General features: G+C 73.0%; 18 protein-coding genes. 12 read left to right on the top strand and 6 right to left on the bottom strand.

What is annotated here, in order from left to right:
- On the bottom strand, positions 1–436 hold a 436-nt coding region (locus tag ACWC0C_RS28725; RefSeq protein WP_450866847.1), incomplete at its 3' end, for a hypothetical protein.
- A 285-nt stretch (positions 437–721) separates the two neighbouring features.
- Between ACWC0C_RS28725 and ACWC0C_RS28720 the strand changes: the two genes are divergently transcribed.
- Positions 722–1,453 (top strand): hypothetical protein, encoded by a 732-nt coding sequence (locus ACWC0C_RS28720; protein ID WP_449198195.1) that lies wholly within the window; start codon positions 722–724, stop codon positions 1,451–1,453.
- Positions 1,454–1,551: 98 nt separating this feature from the next.
- Here the strand turns inward: ACWC0C_RS28720 and ACWC0C_RS28715 are convergent, their stop codons facing one another.
- Positions 1,552–2,835 carry a DUF1015 domain-containing protein gene (locus tag ACWC0C_RS28715; RefSeq protein ID WP_449198043.1) on the bottom strand — a complete coding sequence of 428 codons (1,284 nt, stop codon included), beginning with the start codon at positions 2,833–2,835 and terminating at the stop codon, positions 1,552–1,554.
- Between the two features lie 73 nt (positions 2,836–2,908).
- Between ACWC0C_RS28715 and ACWC0C_RS28710 the strand changes: the two genes are divergently transcribed.
- From ACWC0C_RS28710 to ACWC0C_RS28695, 4 genes are read left to right on the top strand one after another with little or no spacing between them, the layout of a single operon-like run.
- A complete protein-coding gene (locus tag ACWC0C_RS28710) occupies positions 2,909–3,937 on the top strand; it encodes an HAD hydrolase-like protein (protein ID WP_450866837.1) in 1,029 nt (342 codons plus the stop codon).
- A gap of 50 nt (positions 3,938–3,987) precedes the next feature.
- Positions 3,988–5,031: a FecCD family ABC transporter permease gene (locus tag ACWC0C_RS28705; RefSeq protein WP_449198045.1), complete on the top strand. Its 1,044-nt coding sequence runs from the start codon at positions 3,988–3,990 to the stop codon at positions 5,029–5,031.
- Positions 5,032–5,042: 11 nt separating this feature from the next.
- Positions 5,043–6,074, top strand: coding sequence for a FecCD family ABC transporter permease (locus ACWC0C_RS28700; protein ID WP_450866845.1), 1,032 nt, complete (start codon positions 5,043–5,045; stop codon positions 6,072–6,074).
- A complete protein-coding gene (locus ACWC0C_RS28695; protein WP_450866835.1) occupies positions 6,071–6,919 on the top strand; it encodes an ABC transporter ATP-binding protein in 849 nt (282 codons plus the stop codon). Before ACWC0C_RS28700 ends, ACWC0C_RS28695 begins: the two co-directional genes overlap by 4 nt.
- Here the strand turns inward: ACWC0C_RS28695 and ACWC0C_RS28690 are convergent.
- A complete protein-coding gene (locus tag ACWC0C_RS28690; RefSeq protein WP_449198047.1) occupies positions 6,903–7,250 on the bottom strand; it encodes a sterol-binding protein in 348 nt (115 codons plus the stop codon). The genes ACWC0C_RS28695 and ACWC0C_RS28690 overlap by 17 nt on opposite strands.
- A 42-nt stretch (positions 7,251–7,292) precedes the next feature.
- Here ACWC0C_RS28690 and ACWC0C_RS28685 point away from each other — a divergent pair, with 42 nt between their 5' ends.
- The 6 genes from ACWC0C_RS28685 (at position 7,293) to ACWC0C_RS28660 (ending at position 13,282) form a co-directional block, all read left to right on the top strand.
- Positions 7,293–7,610: a hypothetical protein gene (locus ACWC0C_RS28685; protein WP_449198048.1), complete on the top strand. Its 318-nt coding sequence runs from the start codon at positions 7,293–7,295 to the stop codon at positions 7,608–7,610.
- A 7-nt stretch (positions 7,611–7,617) separates the two neighbouring features.
- The gene (locus ACWC0C_RS28680) at positions 7,618–8,433 is read left to right on the top strand and encodes a TlyA family RNA methyltransferase (protein ID WP_450866834.1); all 816 of its coding nucleotides are present in this window, start codon (positions 7,618–7,620) and stop codon (positions 8,431–8,433) included.
- The gene (locus ACWC0C_RS28675; RefSeq protein ID WP_449198050.1) at positions 8,430–9,347 is read left to right on the top strand and encodes an NAD kinase; all 918 of its coding nucleotides are present in this window, start codon (positions 8,430–8,432) and stop codon (positions 9,345–9,347) included. Before ACWC0C_RS28680 ends, ACWC0C_RS28675 begins: the two co-directional genes overlap by 4 nt.
- Before the next feature lie 39 nt (positions 9,348–9,386).
- Positions 9,387–11,129 (top strand): DNA repair protein RecN, encoded by a 1,743-nt coding sequence (recN, locus tag ACWC0C_RS28670; protein WP_450866832.1) that lies wholly within the window; start codon positions 9,387–9,389, stop codon positions 11,127–11,129.
- Positions 11,126–11,878, top strand: a complete 753-nt coding sequence (locus ACWC0C_RS28665) for a hypothetical protein (protein WP_450866831.1) — start codon at positions 11,126–11,128, stop codon at positions 11,876–11,878. Before recN ends, ACWC0C_RS28665 begins: the two co-directional genes overlap by 4 nt.
- Before the next feature lie 267 nt (positions 11,879–12,145).
- On the top strand, positions 12,146–13,282 hold the full coding sequence (locus tag ACWC0C_RS28660; RefSeq protein ID WP_450866829.1) for a glycosyltransferase family 4 protein: 1,137 nt from the start codon (positions 12,146–12,148) through the stop codon (positions 13,280–13,282).
- Positions 13,283–13,294: 12 nt separating this feature from the next.
- Here the strand turns inward: ACWC0C_RS28660 and ACWC0C_RS28655 are convergent, their stop codons facing one another.
- The 3 genes from ACWC0C_RS28655 to ACWC0C_RS28645 are packed head-to-tail and all read right to left on the bottom strand — an operon-like array spanning position 13,295 to position 18,244.
- A complete protein-coding gene (locus tag ACWC0C_RS28655; RefSeq protein ID WP_449198054.1) occupies positions 13,295–14,977 on the bottom strand; it encodes a PucR family transcriptional regulator in 1,683 nt (560 codons plus the stop codon).
- Positions 14,978–15,033: 56 nt separating this feature from the next.
- On the bottom strand, positions 15,034–16,392 hold the full coding sequence (locus tag ACWC0C_RS28650; RefSeq protein ID WP_450866828.1) for an FAD-binding oxidoreductase: 1,359 nt from the start codon (positions 16,390–16,392) through the stop codon (positions 15,034–15,036).
- Positions 16,393–16,441: 49 nt separating this feature from the next.
- Entirely contained in the window at positions 16,442–18,244 is a 1,803-nt protein-coding gene (locus tag ACWC0C_RS28645; protein WP_449198197.1) for a glycoside hydrolase family 15 protein, read from the bottom strand.
- Between the two features lie 532 nt (positions 18,245–18,776).
- Between ACWC0C_RS28645 and ACWC0C_RS28640 the strand changes: the two genes are divergently transcribed.
- A complete protein-coding gene (locus ACWC0C_RS28640; RefSeq protein ID WP_449198056.1) occupies positions 18,777–20,447 on the top strand; it encodes a CTP synthase in 1,671 nt (556 codons plus the stop codon).
- The last annotated feature ends 81 nt before the right edge of the window (positions 20,448–20,528 follow it).

Raw genomic sequence — 20,528 nt, 5'->3', positions numbered from 1 at the left:
TGACCGGCGTGACGATCGTGGTGGCTTCCGTCGTGACGACCGCGGTGGTGACCGCCCGCCCTTCCGCCGCGACGACGACCGTGGCGGCTACGGCCGACGCGACGACCACCGAACCGACCGTGGCGACCGCGGTGACCGTGGCTTCCGCCGTGACGACCGCGGTGGTGACCGCCGTGATGACCGTCGCGATGACCGGCGTGACGATCGTGGTGGCTTCCGTCGTGACGACCGTGGCGGTTACGGCCGTCGGGACGATCGCCGTGAGGGCGATCGGGGTCAGCGTCCGGCGTTCCAGCGGGACGACCGTGACCGTGGGCCGCGTCGGGACGACCGGCGTGACGATCGTGGTGGCTTCCGTCGTGACGACCGCGGTGGTGACCGCCCGCCCTTCCGCCGCGACGACGACCGTGGCGGCTACGGCCGCCGCGACGACCACCGAGCCGACCGCGGTGACCGTGGCGACCGCGGTGGCTTCCGTCGCGATGACCGCCGTGACGACACCCGGGGCGACACCCGGGGCGAGCGCGGTGGATTCCGCGGCCGGGACGACCGTGGTGGCCGCGGGCCCCGCCGGGACGACCGTGGTGGCCGGCCCAGTGGCTTCCGGGGGCGTGACGATCGCAGGGACGACCGTCGGGACGACCGCCGGGGCGGTGGCCGCTTCCGCGACGAGCGTGACCGGGACCGTGACCGCGACCGGGACCGGGAGCCCATCAAGCGGCTGCCGATCCCGGAGGACGTCACCGGTGACGAGATCGACAAGGACGTCCGGCAGGAGCTGCTGAGCCTGCCCAAGACGCTCGCGGAGGACGTCGCCAAGAACCTGGTGATGGTGGCCCGGCTCATCGACGAGGACCCCGAGGGTGCCTACGGCTACTCCAAGGTGGCCCTGCGCCTGGCGTCCCGCGTGGCCGCCGTACGGGAGGCCGCCGGGTTCGCGGCGTACGCCAGCCAGAAGTACAGCGAGGCGCTCGCCGAGTTCCGGGCCGCGCGGCGGATGACCGGCACCGTGGAGCTGTGGCCGGTGATGGCCGACTGCGAGCGTGGGCTCGGGCGGCCGGAGAAGGCGCTGGACATGGCCGGCGCCCCTGAGGTGCACAAGCTGGACAAGGCCGGTCAGGTCGAGATGCGGCTCGTCGCGGCCGGTGCCCGGCGTGACATGGGCCAGCTGGACGCCGCCATCGTGACCCTGCAGAGCCCGGAGCTGGCCTCCAACTCGGTCCAGCCGTGGACCGCGCGCCTGCGGTACGCCTATGCCGACGCCCTGCTGGCCGCCGGGCGGGAAGGCGAGGCGCGGGAGTGGTTCGCGAAGGCCGTGGAGGCCGACCGGGACGGCAGCACGGACGCCTCCGACCGGCTCGCCGAGCTCGACGGCGTGGAGTTCGTCGACGCCCTGGACGAGAGCGAGGGCGAGCCCGAGAAGCCGGCGCGGGAAGACGGCGACGAGGACTGACGGCAGTCAGTGATCACTGAAGGAGTGATCACTGAGAAGTGATCACTGAGAGGAGGGCGGGTTCCCTGGGAGCCCGCCCTCTTTCGTGTCTTGGCGCGTCAGATCTCCAGCGCCCGCAGCACCAGCCCCGACGCCGGCTTCGGGCCGAACGACGTGGACTTGCGGGGCATCGTCACGCCCTGGCGGGCCAGGTCGCGTACGACCTCCTCGCGGACGGGGTGCATCAGGACGGCCGTGCCGCCGTCGCGTTCCGCCTTGGCGACCGTCGCGGCCGTGTCGTGGATGTAGGCGATATGGGTGGGCGAGTCCTCGGGGATGTGCCAGACGTGCTCGAGGAGCGCGGCGTGCAGGACCGTGGCGTCCAGGGAGCGCCAGGCGGCCGGGCGGTCGGCCGGGATCGTCCGGGCCAGCAGGTCCGGGTCCGGGCGGTCGAGCAGGTGGAAGGCGCCGTCGCCGGCCAGCAGGAAGGCGTTGCCCGCGCAGGACGCGTCGGCCAGCGCCGCCAGGGCCTCGGGCAGCGGCGTGGCGAGGTGCCGTACCCGGAACAGGCCCTCCACCGCGGTGAGGGCGTCCGCGACCGGCAGGCCGTGCAGCAGGCGGTGGATGGCGCGGACGCGCAGCGGGTAGCGGGCGGTGTCGACGAGCAGGACCAGGCCGTGGTCCCAGGGGCTGGGGGAGGGGTGCTCCGCGCGCAGCTGCCGGTAGGTGGCCCAGCGGTGGTGGCCGTCGGCGATCAGGGCCTGCTGGTGGGCGAGGTCGGACTGGATGCGGGCCAGGTCGGCGGGGTCGGTGACGGACCAGAGCCGGTGGTGGAAGCCGTCCTCGGTGGTCGTGTCCAGCAGCGGGGGCTTCTCCGCCGTGCGCTCGACGACCTCGGCGGCCGTCCCGTCGCCGCGGTAGGTCAGCAGCAGTGGCTCCAGGTTCGCGCGTGTGGCGCGCATCAGGGCTGCGCGGTCGGCGACCACGGGCGGCATGACGTCCTCGTGCGGCAGCACCACGCCCTCCGACGGCTCGGAGACGCGCAGGGCGCCGATGACGCCGCGCTGGAGCATGCCGCCCCCGTCACGCTGCTCGTAGACGTACAGGCCGGGCTCCGGGTCCGCGGTGAGGATGCCCTCGTCCAGCCAGCGACGCAGGGTGTCGGCGGCCTGCTCGGTGCGGGCGCTCGGGGTGCCGGCCTGGGGCAGGATCAGCCGGACGATGTTGTACGGGTCGGCGGACTGGAGGTGGTGCACCCCGTCGGGGCGTACGACCACGTCGTACGGCGGGGAGGTGACGGAGGCGAGGCTGCCGACCCGGTCCGGGTCGTAGCGAAGGCCGCGGAACGGGGTGAGTTCCAGGCCCCGGCGCGCCGTTGCTTCCGAGTGACCTGCAGTGTTCATCCCGGCATCGTACGTGTGTCAGTGGCGTGCGGGATGATCGGGGGAAAGGCGATCGGATGAGGAGCGATGTGGAATGAGCCAGGCGGTCAGGACGAGGCCCGAGGGCAGTGGGCAGCCCCTGAGCGAGGCGTACGACACGGCGCTGCTCGATCTGGACGGGGTGGTGTACGCGGGCGGGAGCGCGATCGCGCACGCGGTCGACTCGCTGGCGGCGGCGCGCTCGGGCGGGATGCATCTGGCGTACGTCACGAACAACGCGCTGCGGACGCCGGACACGGTGGCGGAGCATCTGACGGAGCTGGGCATACCGACGGGGGCGGATGACGTCATCACTTCCGCGCAGGCGGTCGCGCGGCTGATCAGCGAGCAGGTGCCGGCCGGGGCGCGGGTGCTGGTGATCGGTGGCGAGGGGCTGCGGGTGGCGCTGCGCGAGCGGGGGCTCACGCCGGTGGAGTCGGCGGACGACGATCCGGCGGCGGTCGTGCAGGGGTACGGCGGGCCCGATCTGACCTGGGGGCGGTTCGCGGAGGCGTCGTACGCGGTCGCGCGCGGGGTGCCGTGGTTCGCGTCCAACACCGACCTGACGATCCCGAGCGGGCGGGGTATCGCGCCGGGCAATGGGGCGGCCGTGGAGGTCGTACGGATCGCGACGGGCGCGGAGCCGCAGGTGGCGGGCAAGCCGCTGCCGCCGATGCACCGGGAGACGGTCATCCGGACGGGTGCGAAGCGGCCGCTGGTGGTCGGGGACCGGCTGGACACGGACATCGAGGGCGCCTTCAACGGAGAGGTTGACTCGCTGCTGGTCCTGACCGGTGTCACGGACGGCGTCCAGCTGCTCGCGGCGCGGCCGCAGCACCGGCCGACGTATGTGGACGCGGATCTGCGCGGGCTGCTCACCGGCCAGCCGGAGGTCAGCCCGCTCACGGTGGGCTTCCGGTGCGGCGGCTGGACGGCGGCGGCCGGGGCGGACCGGCTGGAGCTGGAGGGCGACGGCGAGCCGCTGGACGGGCTGCGGGCGCTGTGCGCGGCGGCGTGGACGGCGGCCGGGGAGGGCTCGTGCGAGCTGGACGGGGGCAAGGCGCTGGCACGTCTGGGACTGTGAGGCGGACCCGGGGATCGAGATCGAGGGCGAGGGTAGGCTAACCTAACCTCGTGTTGGTCGACAGTCCTCCGGAACAGCGCGCGGAGACCGCCCCCGCGCCCCCAACCCGCCAGGCGGTAAGGGCCCTTGGGCTCCTGCTCTCCGTCGTGATCCTGGTGCTCGTCGCCCTCGCGAGCATCGCGATCGGGGCGAAATCGCTGTCACTGGACCAGGTCTGGCACGGTCTGTTCCACGACACGGGGACCTACGGCGACGTCGTCGTGGACGAGCGGCTCGCGCGTACGATCCTGGGCCTGCTCGCCGGTGCCGCGCTCGGCCTCTCGGGCGCGGTGCTGCAGGCGCTCACCCGCAATCCGCTGGCCGACCCCGGGCTGCTCGGCATCAACGCGGGTGCCTCCGCCGCCGTAGTCACCGCCGTCACCTACTTCGGCGTCACCAGCCTCACCGGCTATGTGTGGTTCGCCTTCGTCGGGGCGGCGGCGGTCGGTGCGCTGGTGTGGTTCCTCGGCGGCAGCCGGGGTGCCACCCCGGTGCGGCTCGCCCTCGCCGGTACGGCCATCAGCGCCGCCCTCTACGGCTATCTCCAGGCCGCGATGATCCTGGACGACGCTGCGCTCGGCAGGATGCGCTTCTGGACGGTGGGTTCGCTGGCCTCGGCCACCGACTCGACCATCCTGCAGGTGCTGCCGTTCCTCGCGGTCGGCATGCTCCTGGCGCTCGGGCTGGCCCGGCCGCTGAACGCCGTGGCGATGGGCGACGACACCGCCCGCGCCCTCGGCGCCAACCTGGGTCGCACCCGCGCGCTCGCCATGCTGGCCGCCACCGTGCTCTCCGGCGCGGCGACCGCCGCCTGCGGACCCATCGTGTTCGTCGGCCTGATGGTCCCGCATGTCGTGCGCTCCTTCACCGGCCCCGACCTGCGCTGGATCCTGCCGTACGCCACGGTCCTGTCCCCGGTGCTGCTGCTCGGCGCCGACGTCGTCGGCCGGGTCGTGGCCCGCCCCTCCGAACTCCAGGTCGGCATCGTCACCGCGATCATCGGCGGACCGGTCTTCATCCTGCTCGTACGACGGCGGAGGACGGCCCAGCTGTGAAGACCCGATCCATGAACCGGGCCGTACGCACTCCCGGCGGGCTCTCCCTGCGCCTGGACCTGCGGGCCCTGACCGTCGTCGTCCTGCTGCTGGTTGCCGCCTGTGCGGCGGGTGTCGCGCTGATCGGCACCGGCGACGCCAGGATCCCGGCGGCCGACGTGCTCAGGACCCTCGCCGGGAACGGCAACACCTACCAGGACTTCATCGTGGGCGAGCTGCGGCTGCCGCGCGTCCTCGTCGGCCTGCTGGTCGGTGCCTCGCTGGGCCTCGGCGGCGCGCTGTTCCAGTCGGTCTCCCGCAACCCGCTCGGCAGCCCGGACGTCCTGGGCCTGTCGCAGGGCTCGACGGCCGGCGCGCTGGTCGTGATCGTGCTGCTGTCCGGCAGCACCACGCAGGTCACCGTGGGCGCGCTGATCGGCGGCCTGGTGACCGGACTCGCCATCTATCTGCTCGCCTGGAAGCAGGGCGTGCACGGATACCGGCTGGTCCTGGTCGGCATCGGGGTCTCCGCGATCGCCACCGCGGTCAACGGCTATCTGCTCACCAAAGCCGACCTGGTCGACGCGGCCCGTGCGGTCGTGTGGATGACCGGCTCCCTGGGCGGCCGCGACTGGGACCAGGTCTGGCCGCTGCTCGCCCTGTGCGCCGTGCTCGTCCCGCTGGTCCTCGCCAACGCGCGCGGCCTGCGGATGATGGAGATGGGCGACGACGTCGCGAACGCCCTCGGGGTGCGTGTGCAGCGCGTCCGGCTGCTGCTGATGGTCTGCGCCGTGCTGCTCACCGCGGCCGCCACCGCCGCCGCCGGACCGGTCAGCTTCGTCGCGCTGACCGCGCCGCAGCTCGCCCGGCGCCTGACCCGCTCGCCGGGCCCGAACCTGGTGCCCTCCCTGTGCATGGGCGCCGCCCTGCTGGTCGCCGCCGACTGGGCCTCCCAGCGCGCCTTCGGCGCCGACCAGCTGCCCGTCGGCGTGGTCACCGGCGTCCTCGGCGGCGCCTATCTGCTGTGGCTCCTGGTCACCGAGCGCAGGGCGGGCCGGATATGAGCGGCACCGACACGAACACGACTAGGAGCACTGTGAACCGCCTGTCCGCCGAGAACGTCACCCTCGCCTACGACCAGCGCGTCATCGCCGAGCAGCTGTCGGTGGAGATCCCCGACAACTCCTTCACGGTGATCGTCGGCCCGAACGCGTGCGGCAAGTCGACGCTGCTGCGGGCGCTGTCGCGGATGCTCAGGCCGAGCCGGGGCCGGGTGCTGCTCGACGGGCAGGTCATCCAGTCGATGCCCGCGAAGAAGGTCGCGCGGACCCTCGGCCTGCTGCCGCAGTCGTCCATCGCACCCGACGGCATCACCGTCGCCGACCTCGTCGGCCGGGGCCGCTACCCGCACCAGGGCCTGCTGCGCCAGTGGTCGGCGCAGGACGAGCGGGTCGTACAGGAGTCCATGCGGCAGACCGGGGTCGCCGAGCTGGCCGACCGGTACGTCGACGAGCTGTCCGGCGGGCAGCGGCAGCGGGTGTGGATCGCCATGGCGCTCGCCCAGCAGACCCCGCTGCTGCTCCTGGACGAGCCGACCACCTACCTCGACATCCAGCACCAGATCGACGTCCTCGACCTGTGCGCCGAGCTGCACGAGACCCAGGGCCGCACCCTGGTCGCGGTCCTGCACGACCTCAACCACGCCGCCCGCTACGCCACCCACCTCATCGCCCTGCGCGACGGCGAGGTGATCGCCGAGGGCGCCCCGAACGACATCGTCACGGCCGAACTGGTGGAGCGGGTGTTCGGCCTGCGCTGTCAGGTCATCGACGACCCGGAGACCGGCACCCCGCTGGTCGTACCGGCGGCGCGCAAGGCACGGTCGGAGAAGGTCACAGCAGCTTCCTGAGCCGGAACAGATCCAGCAGGCTCGCCTCCAGCCGCACCCGGCCCCGGCCCCAGGCGGTCGCGAAGTTCAGCTCGCCGTCCACCAGGGCCACCAGGTCGTCCCCGGCCATCGCGAGCCTGATCTGCGCCTGCTCCCGCGGCGGACCGGGTCGGGTGTCGTCCACCTCGATCCGGCCGCCCGTCATCCGGCCGACGAAGGTGACGTCCAGATCGGTGATGTGACAGCTCACCGAGCGGTCCAGCGCGGCGGCCGCACGAACGTCGCCCTCGGCGCCCTGCATGTTGTCCGAAAGCTTTCCCAGTGCGGTGCGGCACTCCTCGATCGTGGCCATCGCCCCCGACGGTACCCCAGCGGTTCGGGGTAGCGTCGGGGCATGAGCGACTCGGTTCCGGAGACGGAGATCCCGCGGGATTCGGTGCAGGAGGCGGTGGAGACACCGGAGGCGTACGACCCTGCCGTGCCCGCCCCCTTGGACGTCCCGCGCACCCCCACCGGCAACGCCGAGGTCGATGCCCAGCTGGAGCGGCTGGCCGACGCCGACCACCTCGCCACCGACGGACACATGGAGGTGTACGAGGATGTACACCGGGGGCTGCGCGACGCGCTCACCGCGCTCGACGCCCGCCCGGGACCTCCGGCGCCCTCACCGACGTACCCGACGTCACCGACGTCGTACCGAAGCAGGAGCTGAACCGAACGTGGCAGGAGTCGCACGCCGCCGTCTGGACGCGGAGCTGGTCCGCCGGAAGCTCGCGCGCTCGCGCGAGCACGCCAGCCAGCTGATCGCCGCCGGGCGGGTCACCGTCGGCAGGACCGTGGCGACCAAGCCGGCCACGCAGGTGGAGACCGCCGCGGCGATCGTGGTCCAGGCCGACGACAGCGACCCCGACTACGTCTCCCGCGGCGGGCACAAGCTCGCCGGCGCGTTCGAGGCCTTCGTCCCGCAGGGGCTGGTGGTCGAGGGCCGGCGCGCGCTGGACGCCGGCGCGTCCACCGGCGGCTTCACCGACGTCCTGCTGCGCGCGGGCGCCGCGCACGTCGTCGCCGTGGACGTCGGATACGGACAGCTCGCCTGGTCTCTCCAGAACGATGAACGCGTCACCGTCAAGGACCGTACGAACGTACGCGAGTTGACGCTCGAGGCGATCGATGGGGAACCTGTGGATCTTGTCGTGGGTGATCTGTCCTTCATCCCGCTCGGGCTGGTGCTGCCGGCCCTGAAGCGGTGCGTGAAGCCGGACGCCGACCTGGTGATGATGGTCAAGCCGCAGTTCGAGGTGGGGAAGGAGCGGCTCGGCAGCGGGGGTGTCGTACGGAGTCCGCAGCTGCGGGCGGAGGCCGTGCGGCAAGTGGCCGAGAAGGCCTGGGAGCTGGGGCTCGGGGTGCAGGCAGTCACCGCCAGTCCGCTGCCCGGGCCCTCGGGGAACGTCGAGTACTTTCTCTGGCTGCGGGCGGGCGCACCCCAGGTGGACCCGGCCGACGTCGACCGTGCAGTGGCGGAGGGGCCGCGTTGACACAGAACCTGGCGCGTACTGTTTTCCTGCTCGCCCACACCGGGCGGCCCGCGGCGATCCGCAGTGCGGAACTCGTCGTCAAGGGCCTGCTGCGGCATGACATCGGGGTGCGGGTGCTGGAGGAGGAGGCGCGTGACCTGCCGTTGCCCGAGGAGGTGGAGCTGGTCAAGGAGGCCACTCCGCAGTGCCTCGACGGGTGCGAGCTGCTGATCGTGCTCGGGGGCGACGGCACGTTGCTGCGGGGGGCCGAGTTCGCCCGGGCCTCCGGGGTGCCGATGCTCGGCGTCAACCTCGGACGGGTGGGGTTCCTCGCGGAGGCCGAGCGGGACGACCTCGATCGGGTGGTCGACCGGGTGGTGGCGCGGTCGTACGAGGTCGAGGAGCGGATGACCGTCGATGTCGTCGTGCATCGCAACGGGGACATCGTGCACACCGACTGGGCGCTGAACGAGGCGGCCGTGCAGAAGGCCGGAGCCGAGAAGCTGCTGGAAGTCGTGCTGGAGATCGACGGCCGCCCGGTGACGGGGTTCGGGTGTGACGGTGTCGTGCTGTCCACGCCGACCGGGTCCACCGCTTATGCCTTCTCCGCCGGTGGGCCTGTGGTGTGGCCCGAGGTCGAGGCGCTGTTGATGGTGCCGATCAGCGCGCACGCGTTGTTCGCGAAGCCGCTGGTCACGTCCCCGGATTCGGTGCTGGCGGTGGAGGTCCTGCCGCACATTCCGCCGGGCGTGCTGTGGTGTGACGGGCGGCGGACCGTGGAGTTGCCGCCGGGCGCGCGGGTGGAGGTGCGGCGGGGGGCTGTGCCGGTGCGGCTGGCCCGGCTGCACCATTCGTCCTTCACGGATCGGTTGGTGGCGAAGTTCGCGCTGCCGACCACCGGGTGGCGGGGGGCGCCGCACCACTCGGCCGAGTGACATGGGTGGGGCATGTGCACTCCGCACCCCGGACCTCGTATGGTCTGTTCCGTGTTGGAGGAGATGCGGATACGGTCGCTCGGGGTCATCGACGATGCCGTCGTCGAGTTGTCGCCGGGGTTCACCGCCGTCACCGGTGAGACGGGTGCGGGCAAGACCATGGTGGTCACCAGCCTGGGGCTGCTGCTCGGCGGTCGGGCGGACCCGGCGCTCGTACGGATCGGGGCCGGGAAGGCGGTCGTGGAGGGGCGGGTCACCATTCCCGCGGACGCCTCCGCCGTCGTACGCGCCGAGGAGGCCGGGGCTGAGCTGGACGACGGCGCCCTGCTGATCAGCCGTACCGTTTCCGCCGAGGGACGCTCGCGGGCACACCTGGGCGGGCGCAGCGTGCCCGTGGGACTGCTCGCCGAGCTGGCCGACGACCTGGTGGCCGTGCACGGGCAGACCGACCAGCAGGGGCTGCTGAAGCTGTCCCGGCAGCGGCAGGCCCTGGACCGGTACGCAGGCGACGCCGTCGCCGTGCCGCTCGCCAAGTACACCGAGGCCTACCGGCGGCTGCGGGCCGTCTCCGCCGAGCTGGAGGAGATCACCACGCGCGCGCGTGAGCGGGCGCAGGAAGCCGACATGCTGCGGTACGGGCTCGAGGAGGTCGCCGCCGTCGAGCCGCGGGCCGGGGAGGACGCCGAGCTGGCCGAGGAGGCCGAGCGGCTGGGGCACGCGGAGGCGCTGTCGTCCGCCGCGACGGCCGCGCACGCCGCACTCGCGGGCAATCCCGAGGACCCCGAGGGGATCGACGCCTCGACCCTCGTCGCGGGCGCCCATCGGGCGCTGGAGGCCGTGCGCTCGCACGACCCGGCGCTGGCCGCCCTCGCCGAGCGGATCGGGGAGATCGGGATCCTGCTCGGTGACGTGGCCGGTGAGCTGGCCGGGTACGCCGACGACCTGGACGCCGACCCGCTGCGGCTGGCCGCGGTGGAGGAGCGCCGGGCCGCGCTGACCGCGCTGACCCGCAAGTACGGGGAGGACGTGAACGCCGTCCTCGCCTGGGCCGAGCAGAGCGCCGCACGCCTCACCGAGCTGGACGGCGACGACGACCGGATCGAGGAGCTGACCGCCGAACGGGACGCGCTCCGCACCGGACTGGGCGGCCTGGCACAGGCGTTGACGGACGCGCGGACGGAGGCCGCCGAGCGGTTCGCCGCCGCGGTGACGGCCGAGCTGGCCTCGCTGGCGATGCCCCACGCGCGCGTGTCCTTCGCCATCCGGCAGACCGAGGACCCGGAGGGTGTCGAGGTCGGCGGGCGCGCGGTGGCGTACGGACCGGCGGGCGTGGACGAGGTCGAGCTGCTGCTCGCCCCGCACCCGGGCGCGCCGCCGCGGCCGATCGCCAAGGGCGCGTCCGGCGGTGAGCTGTCCCGCGTGATGCTCGCCGTGGAGGTCGTGTTCGCGGGTACCGACCCCGTGCCGACGTACCTCTTCGACGAGGTCGACGCCGGTGTCGGTGGCAAGGCCGCGGTCGAGATCGGGCGGCGCCTGGCGAAGCTCGCCAGGACCGCGCAGGTCGTCGTGGTCACCCACCTGCCCCAGGTCGCCGCGTTCGCCGACCGCCAGTTGCTGGTCGAGAAGACCAACGACGGCACCGTCACCCGCTCCGGCGTGAAGGTCCTGGAGGGCGAGGACCGCATCCGGGAGCTGTCCCGCATGCTGGCCGGCCAGGAGGACTCCGAGACGGCCCGCGCGCACGCCGAGGAACTACTGGCGACGGCCCGGGCGGAGGCGTGAGGAGCCGGGCGGCCGCCTTCGCGCTGGCCGCCGCCGTCACCCGGACGGGCATCGCCGCCCTGCGCCACTACGCGCCGGGTTCGCACGCGCGTTGGGAGCGGAAGAACTACGCCGGTCGGACCGTCGAGCTGTACGCCGGGGCCGCCTGCGTGGTCGGCGTGGCGCTGTCCGCCGCCAGGGCGCAACCCGCGGCCGGGGCCGCCGTGCTCGCCGCGGGCGCCTGCGGGGCCTACGACGATGTCGCCGGCTACGTCTCCGGGGACACCCGGCGCGGCTTCCGGGCGCACCTCGGGGCGCTGTGGGACGGCGAAGTCACCAGCGGGGCCGTCAAGTTGTTCGGGATCTCGGCCGCCGGGCTGGTCGCGGGAGCGCTCATGAAGGAGCGGCCACTGGACAAGCTCCTCGCCGGGATCGTGATCGCCGGTGCCGCGCACTTCGTCAACCTCGTCGACGTACGACCCGGGCGGGCCGCCGGCGCCGTGCTCGCGCTCGGTGCGCCGGGGCTGCTGCGCACGGGGCCCGGCGCCGGGCTGTCGGCCGCCGCGATGGGCGCCGCCGCGGCCGTCCTGCCCGACGACCTCGGGGAGCGCGCGATGATCGGGGACACGGGGGCGCACGCGCTCGGCGCCGCGCTGGGGGCGGCCGTGGTGGCGGGCAACCGGCGCGCGGGGCTGCTCGCGCACGCCGTAGCGGTCGTGGCCGCCGCCGTGTACGGGGACCGGGTGAGTGCCCGGGCGCGGGCGTTGTAAGGGCTGACCTCGCCGTATACCTTCGCACGGCGTTCGGCCACGGCGCGGCTTTCCTCACTCGTGTGGGTGACGTGCTCCGGCGTATTGCCCCGGCCCGCCGCAGAGTGCGCCCTCCGGATTTCCCGTAACCCCCGTTCCCCCTGGCATGCTTGAGGGCACACGGTCCGCGCGGGAGGCGCGCGGGGTACGTTCTTCCGCCCCCCTGAGCCCGCTACCTTCTGTACGTTTCCTCGTGACCGCCCACGCCGAACCAGGAGCCCCCGGCCCGTGAGCCCCGTGAGCAGCAACGCACCGCACGGCCAGTCGCCGCTGCGCACCGTGCAGGTGCTGGGCGGAGGCAACGCCGGCAGCAGCGCGCATGTGCGCTCGCTGGCCGAGGGGCTCGTGGCCCGGGGCGTGCGGGTCACGGTGTGCGCCCCTGTGGAGGCCGACCGCGCCTACGACTTCACCGGTGCCGGTGCCGATCATGTGCATGTGCCGCGCAGCAGCGACCCCGTGTCGGTGGCCGCGCTGAGGACGGCCTGCGCGGACGCCGACCTGGTGCACGCGCACGGGCTGCACGCCTCCTTCCGGGCCGTGCTCGCGCTCAGCGGCCGCCGCACCCCGCTGGTGGTCACCTGGCACAACCGGGCCCAGGCGGAGGGCCCGCGGGCGCATCTGCTGAGGCTGCTGGAGCGGCGGGTGGTGCGGACGGCGGCCGTCGTCCTCGGCACCAGCTCCGACCTGGTGGACCGGGCCCGGCGAACGGGGGCGCGGGACGCCCGGCTCGCCGCCGTCGGCCTGCCCGGGCAGCGGCGGCCCGTCGTCCTCGACGACCCCGACCGGCTGCGCCCCAAGGTCCGGGCCGAACTCGGCGCCGCCGGACGCCCGTTGCTCCTCGCGGTCGGTTCCCTCGACCGGCAACGCGGCTACGACGTGCTGCTCGACGCGGCCCGCGCCTGGCGGGAGCTGGACCCCGTGCCGCTCGTCGTCATCGCCGGGGAAGGCCCGCTACGGCCGGTGCTCCAGCAGCGGATCGAGGACGAGGCGCTGCCGGCGCGGCTCATCGGCCGCCGCGAGGACGTGCCCGAACTGCTCGCCGCCGCCGATCTGGCGCTGCTGACGAGCAGTTGGGAGTCCCGGTCCGTCCTCGCCCAGGAGGCTCTGCACGCGCGCGTGCCGCTCGTCGCGACCCGGGTCGGCGGCATCCCCGACCTCGTCGGCGACGCGGCCGAACTCGTCCCGTACGGCGACCCGGAGGCGCTCGCGGACACCGTCGTACGCCTCCTCGCGGATCAGGAGCGCCGGGAGGAGCTGCGCGCGGCGGGTGTCCGGCAGGCCGCCACCTGGCCGACCGAGGACGAGACCGTCGCCCAAGTGCTCAGCATCTACGACGAGTTGACCCAGCCCCGGCCACTCGCCTAGGTCCGACAGGACCTAGGGGACATGGCGGCGGGCCCGGAGTGCCAGGCTCAGGGCCAGGACCGTCTGCGGGTCGTCGAGGTCGGTGCCCAGCAACTCCCCGATACGGGCGAGCCGGTTGTACAGGGTCTGCCGGTTGAGGTGCAGCTCGCGGGCCGTCTCCGCCTTGCGGCCGGCGTGCGCGAGGTAGGTCTCCAGGGTCGGCAGCAACGGCGGCCTGGAGCGGCGGTCGTGGTCGCGCAGCGGGCCGATCGCCCGGTCCACGAAGGCCGCGAGGTCGGGGTGGTCGCGCAGCCGCCACAGCAGCAGGTCGATGTCGAGGCGGCGGGCGTCGTACCAGGGCCGGTCGGTCAGGCCCTGCGCGGCCGTCGCCGTCTCCGCCGCGTGCCGCAGCCCGGCCGACGCCGCCGTCCAGCCGCCCGCCACGCCGACGACCACGACCGGCGGCGGCGAGCCCGGCCGCTGCATCCCGGCCCGCTCCACGCCCGCCCGCAGTGCGGCCGCCACCCGGTCCGCGACCGCCGAACGCTCCGACTCCGAGCGCAGCCCGAGCAGCACCAGCACCCGGCCCTCCACCGGCCGTACGCCCAGCAGCACCGGCACGCCCACCGCGGCCAGCTCCTCGGAGACGGCCCGCGCCAGCACCGCCCAGCCTCCCCCACGCTCGGCTTCGCTCGCGCGGGCGGTACCCCCAGCGGGGGAGAGGCTGTCCCCGATCCGCATGACCACGGGCAGCAGCGGGCTGTCGCCGGGCTTGAAGCCGAGGACCCGGGCCTGCGCCGGGGCGTCCTCCGCGGTGATCCGGCCCTCGGCGAGATCGGTGAGGAAGTCACCGCGCCCGCGGGCCGCCAGCTCCTCCTCCTGCCGGGCCTGCATCAGCACCACGGCCAGGATGCCCGCGGCCCGCTCGGCGGCGATCCGGTGCACGGGGGCCAGCGGTGCGCGGACCGGCAGCAGGACGAGGCGGGCACGCACCGAACCCGCCGTACCGGGGCCGCCGCCTGGCACGTCCACCAGCACCGAACCGGCGGGCGGCGGCGCGTCCTTGTGCGGGCCGCGCAGCCCCTCCCACACCTGGAGCGGGTCCGCCCCCTCGGGTCCCTCCCCGGCGGCGTACAGCAGGCGGCCGTCGGCCGTCTCCAGGAACACCGGGTTGCCGCTGAAGTCGGCCAGGATGCCCAGCACCTGCGGTACCCCGCCGCCGCCCAGCAGTGCCTCGGTGCAGCGCCGGTGCACCTCCTCCGCGCGCTGCAGCAGGGCGTAGTGGCCGTTGACGATCTCGGTGTGGATCTCCTCGGTCACCGTCACGAACGGCACCTCGCGGTGCAGCTGGACCAGCGGCAGTCCGGCGGCGCGCGCGGTGTCCACCAGGGCGGCGGGCAGCCGGGTGAAGCGCGGGCCCAGCTCCACCACCAGGGCGGCGATCCCGCGCTCGGCGAGGGTGCGTACGAACGCCCGCTGCTCGGCCGGGCGGGTGCCGAGGCCGTAGCCGGTGGTGAGGAGCAGTTCGCCGCCCTTGAGCAGGGATGCGATGTTCGGCACCTCGCCCGCGTGCACCCAGCGCACCGTGCGCCCCAGCCGGTCGGCACCCGCCAGGATCTCCGGCAGCCCGCTGCGCAGACCGGGCAGTTCCAGTGCCCGCTGCACGGTGATCCCGGCGCCCTGGGTGTCGAATCGGTTGTCCGTACGGCTGTCCATGCAGCGGACGCTACCTGCGTGAACGCCCGGAGAACATCTCTGCGCACATCTCCTGGCTACACCGGCTCGATGTTGTGGTTGAACCGGAAGACGTTGTCGGGGTCCCAGCGCCGCTTCACCTTCTGCAGCCGCAGCAGGTTCCCGGCACCCAGGCCCGCCCGGACGCGCTCGGGGCCCTCGTCGCCGATGAGGCCGAGGCAGACGGCACCGGCGCTCCAGGGCCGTACGTCGGCGCACGCGTCCCGCACCCAGGCCGTCGCCCGCGCGTCGTCGGCCGGGTCCGTCCAGCAGGCGAAGGGGTGCACCAGCCAGGACGCGTCCCGGTACGGCACCGGGTACTCATGGGGTCCGGCGGCGATCGCGCCGCCCAGCGGGAAGATCGCGTGCCGGCTGCCGTTCGCTCCGGGCATGCCGTCCGCACGGGCGCAGAAGAGGTCCACCAGCTCGTCGGGCAGGTCCGTCGGGCACTCGGCCGACCAGTCGTCCCGGAAGCCGGACGGGGGGTCAAGCATGCACTGCACATCCGCGTACGGCAGGGCGCCGACGACCTCCGTCTCGTGCGGCAGCGCCAGCAGCGGCTCGGCGAGCTTGCGCAGGCCGGTCTCCCCGCCCGCGTACGTCAGCAGGGCACCGCACAGGAGCGTGAACTCCTTCGGCGGACCGGCCAGGTACAGCACGGTGCCGCCCACCTCGTCCGGACCGGTGCGGATGATCTCGCGGAAGGTGCGGACCAGGTCCGGGCCGAACTCCGGCAGGCACAGCATGAGCGCGACCGAGAACTCCGGCAGTTCGTGCAGCTCCAGGGTGAGCGCGGTCGCCACGCCGAAGTTGCCGCCTGCGCCGTGCAGCGCCCAGAACAGCTCCGGGTTCTCGTCGGCGTTGGCGTGTACCCGCTCGGCGTCGGCGGTCACCAGTTCCACGCCGAGGAGGTTGTCCACGGCCAGGCCGAAGGCGCGGTCCAGCCAGCCGGTGCCGCCGCCGAGGACGAAGCCGGCGATCCCGGCACCCGAGGCACGGTCGCCGGTGGTCGCCAGGCCGTAGGGCTGGGTCGCCCGGTCCAGGTCGCTCATCGTCGCCCCGCCCTCGACCCGGACCGCCTCGGCCGCCGGGTCGACGGTGACCGCGTGCATCCGGCGCAGGTCCACGACGAGCGCGCCGTCCACCCGGGCCCCCGCCAGGCCGTGCCCGCCGCCCCGCACCGCGATGTGCAGGTCCAGGTCGCGCGCGAAGCGCACGGCCCGGACCACATCGGTCACGTTCGCGCACTGCGCGATCACGGCCGGGCGCCGGTCGAACAGCGCGTTGAAGACCGTACGGGCGTGGTCGTAGCCCGCGTCCCCCGGGGCGAAGACGTCGCCGCACAGATCCTGGCGCAGCGCGGTGAGGGCGGCGTGCGCCGTGGAACGGGAAGCCATGGCAGCCCCCTTCCGGACAGGGTGCTGCTGTTCAGCCTAGGCGGAACGCTCAGCCGCCGTACGCCCCGGACGCCGTGAGCCGCAGCGCCGTGTCGATCAAAGGCACATGGCTGAAGGCCTGCGGGAAGTTGCCGACCTGGCGTTGCAGGCGCGGGTCCCATTCCTCGGCGAGCAGGCCGAGGTCGTTGCGCAGGGCGAGGAGCTTTTCGAAGAGTTTCCTCGCCTCGTCCACGCGGCCGATCATCGCCAGGTCGTCCGCCATCCAGAAGGAGCAGGCCAGGAAGGCGCCCTCGTCACCCGGGAGGCCGTCGACGCCCTCGTGGTCGCCCTCGGTCGGATAGCGCAGGATGAACCCGTCCGGGGTGGACAGCTCGCGCTGGATCGCCTCGATCGTGCCGATCACCCGCTTGTCGTCCGGCGGCAGGAAGCCCATCTGCGGGATCAGCAGCAGCGAGGCGTCCAGCTCCTGGGAGCCGTAGGACTGGGTGAAGGTGTTGCGCTCCTTGTCGTAGCCCTTCTCGCACACGTCCCGGTGGATGTCGTCGCGCAGTTCCTTCCAGCGCTCCAGCGGGCCGTCCACGTCCCCGGACTCGATCAGCTTGATGGTGCGGTCCACCGCGACCCAGGCCATCACCTTGGAGTGCACGAAGTGCCGGCGCGGGCCGCGCACCTCCCAGATGCCCTCGTCCGGCTCCTGCCAGTGGTCCTCCAGGTAGCGGATCAGCTTCAGCTGGAGCAGGGAGGCGTAGTCGCTACGGGCCAGACCCGTCATGTGCGCCAGGTGCAGGGCCTCGGTGACCTCGCCGTACACGTCCAGCTGGAGCTGGTGGGCGGCGCCGTTGCCGACCCGGACCGGGGCGGAGTGCTCGTAGCCGGGCAGCCAGTCCAGCTCGGCCTCGCCCAGCTCGCGCTCGCCGGCGATGCCGTACATGATCTGCAGGTTCTCCGGGTCACCCGCCACCGCGCGCAGCAGCCACTCGCGCCAGGCACGGGCCTCCTCGCGGTAGCCGGTGCGCAGGAGGGACGACAGGGTGATCGCGGCGTCCCGCAGCCAGGTGTAGCGGTAGTCCCAGTTGCGCACGCCGCCGATGTCCTCCGGCAGGGAGGTCGTCGGGGCCGCGACGATGCCGCCCGTGGGGGCGTAGGTGAGGGCCTTCAGCGTGATCAGGGAGCGGATCACCGCCTCGCGGTACGGCCCGTGGTACGTACAGTGCTCCACCCACTCGCGCCAGAAGTCCTCCGTCGCCTCCAGCGAGGCCTCCGGCTCCGGCAGCGGCGGCGGCTCCTTGTGCGAGGGCTGCCACGAGATCGTGAACGCGATCCGGTCACCCGGGGCGACCGTGAAGTCGGCGTACGTCGTCAGTGACTTTCCGTAGGTCTCGGCCTCCGTGTCGAACCACACCGAGTCCGGGCCCGCGACCGCCACCGTACGGCCCTCGTGCTTGTGCACCCAGGGCACGACACGGCCGTAGGAGAACCGCATCCGCAGGGCCGAGCGCATCGGCACCCGGCCGGTGACGCCCTCCACGATCCGGATCAGCTGCGGCGCGCCCTCGCGCGGCGGCATGAAATCGGTCACGCGGACCGTGCCCCGCGGGGTGTCCCACTCCGATTCCAGGACCAGCGAGTCGCCCCGGTAGCTCCGCCGGGCGGCCGCGGGCGGCTGCGCGTCGGCGGCGTGCGCCGGGCCGAGCCGCCAGAAGCCGTGCTCCTCGGTGCCCAGCAGGCCGGCGAAGATGGCATGCGAGTCGAAGCGGGGCAGGCACAGCCAGTCCACTGTGCCGTCCCGGCAGACCAGTGCCGCGGTCTGCATGTCTCCGATGAGTGCGTAGTCTTCGATGCGCCCGGCCACGTGCAACTCCAGTCGAACGGCCACGTCACCCCCGCGCAGGGGGCTGTCGCTAGTGCGGTCAAGGGGTCGTTGTTATGCGTCGTTGAGCGGTGAAGCAAAGCAGCCCGCCGATCCTTAAGGCAACACGACAGTCTTTGCTCAACGAACTGCCGCGCTCTCGTTGTTCCGGGTGGTGCAGGCGGGGGTGTGCCGTCGTTCCGGCCGGGCTCGGCAGCGAGTGTCCGAGCAGGATACGACGCACGTAGATGATCTGCGTGCCGCTCCGGGCAACCCGTGTGGGCCGAACGGGTGAGCAGCGGGTGATAACCGTGTGACCTGTGCGTGCCTGTGCTGACACCTGTGGCGAGTGGTTCTGTGCCCGGGCGAGCGCGGAGCGTGGCCGGAAGCCATCCCGCCCAGGCGCTGATACCCTGGTAGCCCGTGGACCGGTGGGCCCGAAACCCCCGAACCGCAGCGACGGCACCCCCGGATTCCTCCGGACCGGCAGCCGCACCGCATGACAGACCGCGACCACGGGAGCCCCCTCTTGGCCATGCCGCCGAAATCTACGACGACCAAGCACATCTTCGTCACCGGGGGTGTCGCCTCCTCGCTCGGCAAGGGCCTCACCGCCTCCAGCCTGGGCATGCTGCTCAAGGCCCGTGGCCTGCGTGTCGTGATGCAGAAGCTCGACCCGTACCTGAACGTCGACCCGGGCACGATGAACCCCTTCCAGCACGGTGAGGTGTTCGTCACCAACGACGGCGCCGAGACCGACCTGGACATCGGCCACTACGAGCGTTTCCTCGACCGCGACCTCGACGGCTCCGCCAACGTCACCACCGGTCAGGTCTACTCGACGGTGATCGCCAAGGAGCGGCGCGGCGAGTACCTCGGCGACACCGTGCAGGTCATCCCGCACATCACCAACGAGATCAAGCACCGCATCCGGCGCATGGCCACCGACGAGGTCGATGTCGTCATCACCGAGGTCGGCGGCACGGTCGGTGACATCGAGTCGCTGCCGTTCCTGGAGACCGTCCGCCAGGTCCGCCACGAGGTCGGCCGGGACAACGTCTTCGTCGTGCACATCTCGCTGCTGCCGTACATCGGCCCCTCCGGCGAGCTGAAGACCAAGCCGACCCAGCACTCCGTCGCCGCGCTGCGCAACATCGGTATCCAGCCCGACGCGATCGTGCTGCGCTGCGACCGCGAGGTCCCGACCGCCATCAAGCGCAAGATCTCGCTGATGTGCGACGTCGACGAGGCCGCCGTGGTCGCGTGCCCCGACGCCCGCTCGATCTACGACATCCCGAAGACCGTGCACGGCGAGGGCCTGGACGCCTATGTCGTCCGCAAGCTGGACCTGCCGTTCCGCGATGTGGACTGGACGACCTGGGACGACCTGCTGGACCGCGTCCACAACCCCGACCACGAGATCACCCTCGCCCTGGTCGGCAAGTACATCGACCTGCCCGACGCCTATCTGTCGGTCACCGAGGCGCTGCGCGCCGGCGGCTTCGCCAACCGCGCCCGGGTGAAGATCAAGTGGGTCACCTCCGACGACTGCAAGACCCCGGCCGGCGCCAAGGCGGCGCTCGGCGACGTCGACGGCATCTGCATCCCCGGTGGCTTCGGCGACCGCGGTGTGCTCGGCAAGGTCGGCGCCATCCGCTACGCCCGCGAGAACAAGATCCCGCTGCTCGGCCTCTGCCTCGGCCTGCAGTGCATCGTGATCGAGGCCGCGCGCAACCTGGCCGACATCCCGGACGCCAACTCCACCGAGTTCGACCCGGCCACCGGCCACCCGGTCATCTCCACCATGGCCGAGCAGCTGGACATCGTCGCCGGTGAGGGCGACATGGGCGGCACGATGCGGCTCGGCATGTACCCGGCGAAGCTGGCCGAGGGCTCGATCGTCCGTGAGGTGTACGACGGCAAGGAGTACATCGAGGAGCGGCACCGGCACCGCTACGAGGTGAACAACGCCTACCGCGCGGAGCTGGAGAAGAAGGCCGGCATCCTGTTCTCCGGGACGTCGCCCGACGGCAAGCTCGTCGAGTACGTGGAGTACCCCCGGGACGTGCACCCTTACCTGGTCGCGACCCAGGCCCACCCGGAGCTGCGCTCGCGCCCGACCCGCCCGCACCCGCTGTTCGCGGGCCTGGTGAAGGCGGCCGTGGAGCGTCAGCAGGCCGAGGGCGCGCAGAAGATCTCGAAGTAACACAAGAGTTGTACGGTGGCCGGGGCGCGCGCATTCAAAACGATCGCGTCCCGGCCGCTTGCGCACGTGGGGAAGGACAGG

It is taken from the genome of Streptomyces sp. NPDC001709 (assembly GCF_053596375.1).
This window is presented reverse-complemented; position numbering and strand designations above follow the sequence as displayed.

Bases quoted from the DNA above. Each gene is read 5' to 3' on its own strand.
- ACWC0C_RS28715 (WP_449198043.1), bottom strand. From the start codon at position 2,835: ATGAACACTGCAGGTCACTCGGAAGCAACGGCGCGCCGGGGCCTGGAA.
- ACWC0C_RS28640 (WP_449198056.1), top strand. From the start codon at position 18,777: ATGCCGCCGAAATCTACGACGACCAAGCACATCTTCGTCACCGGGGGT.
- ACWC0C_RS28690 (WP_449198047.1), bottom strand. From the start codon at position 7,250: ATGGCCACGATCGAGGAGTGCCGCACCGCACTGGGAAAGCTTTCGGAC.
- ACWC0C_RS28685 (WP_449198048.1), top strand. From the start codon at position 7,293: ATGAGCGACTCGGTTCCGGAGACGGAGATCCCGCGGGATTCGGTGCAG.
- recN (WP_450866832.1), top strand. From the start codon at position 9,387: ATGGTCTGTTCCGTGTTGGAGGAGATGCGGATACGGTCGCTCGGGGTC.
- ACWC0C_RS28655 (WP_449198054.1), bottom strand. From the start codon at position 14,977: ATGGACAGCCGTACGGACAACCGATTCGACACCCAGGGCGCCGGGATC.
- ACWC0C_RS28650 (WP_450866828.1), bottom strand. From the start codon at position 16,392: ATGGCTTCCCGTTCCACGGCGCACGCCGCCCTCACCGCGCTGCGCCAG.
- ACWC0C_RS28695 (WP_450866835.1), top strand. From the start codon at position 6,071: ATGAGCGGCACCGACACGAACACGACTAGGAGCACTGTGAACCGCCTG.
- ACWC0C_RS28700 (WP_450866845.1), top strand. From the start codon at position 5,043: ATGAACCGGGCCGTACGCACTCCCGGCGGGCTCTCCCTGCGCCTGGAC.
- ACWC0C_RS28710 (WP_450866837.1), top strand. From the start codon at position 2,909: ATGAGCCAGGCGGTCAGGACGAGGCCCGAGGGCAGTGGGCAGCCCCTG.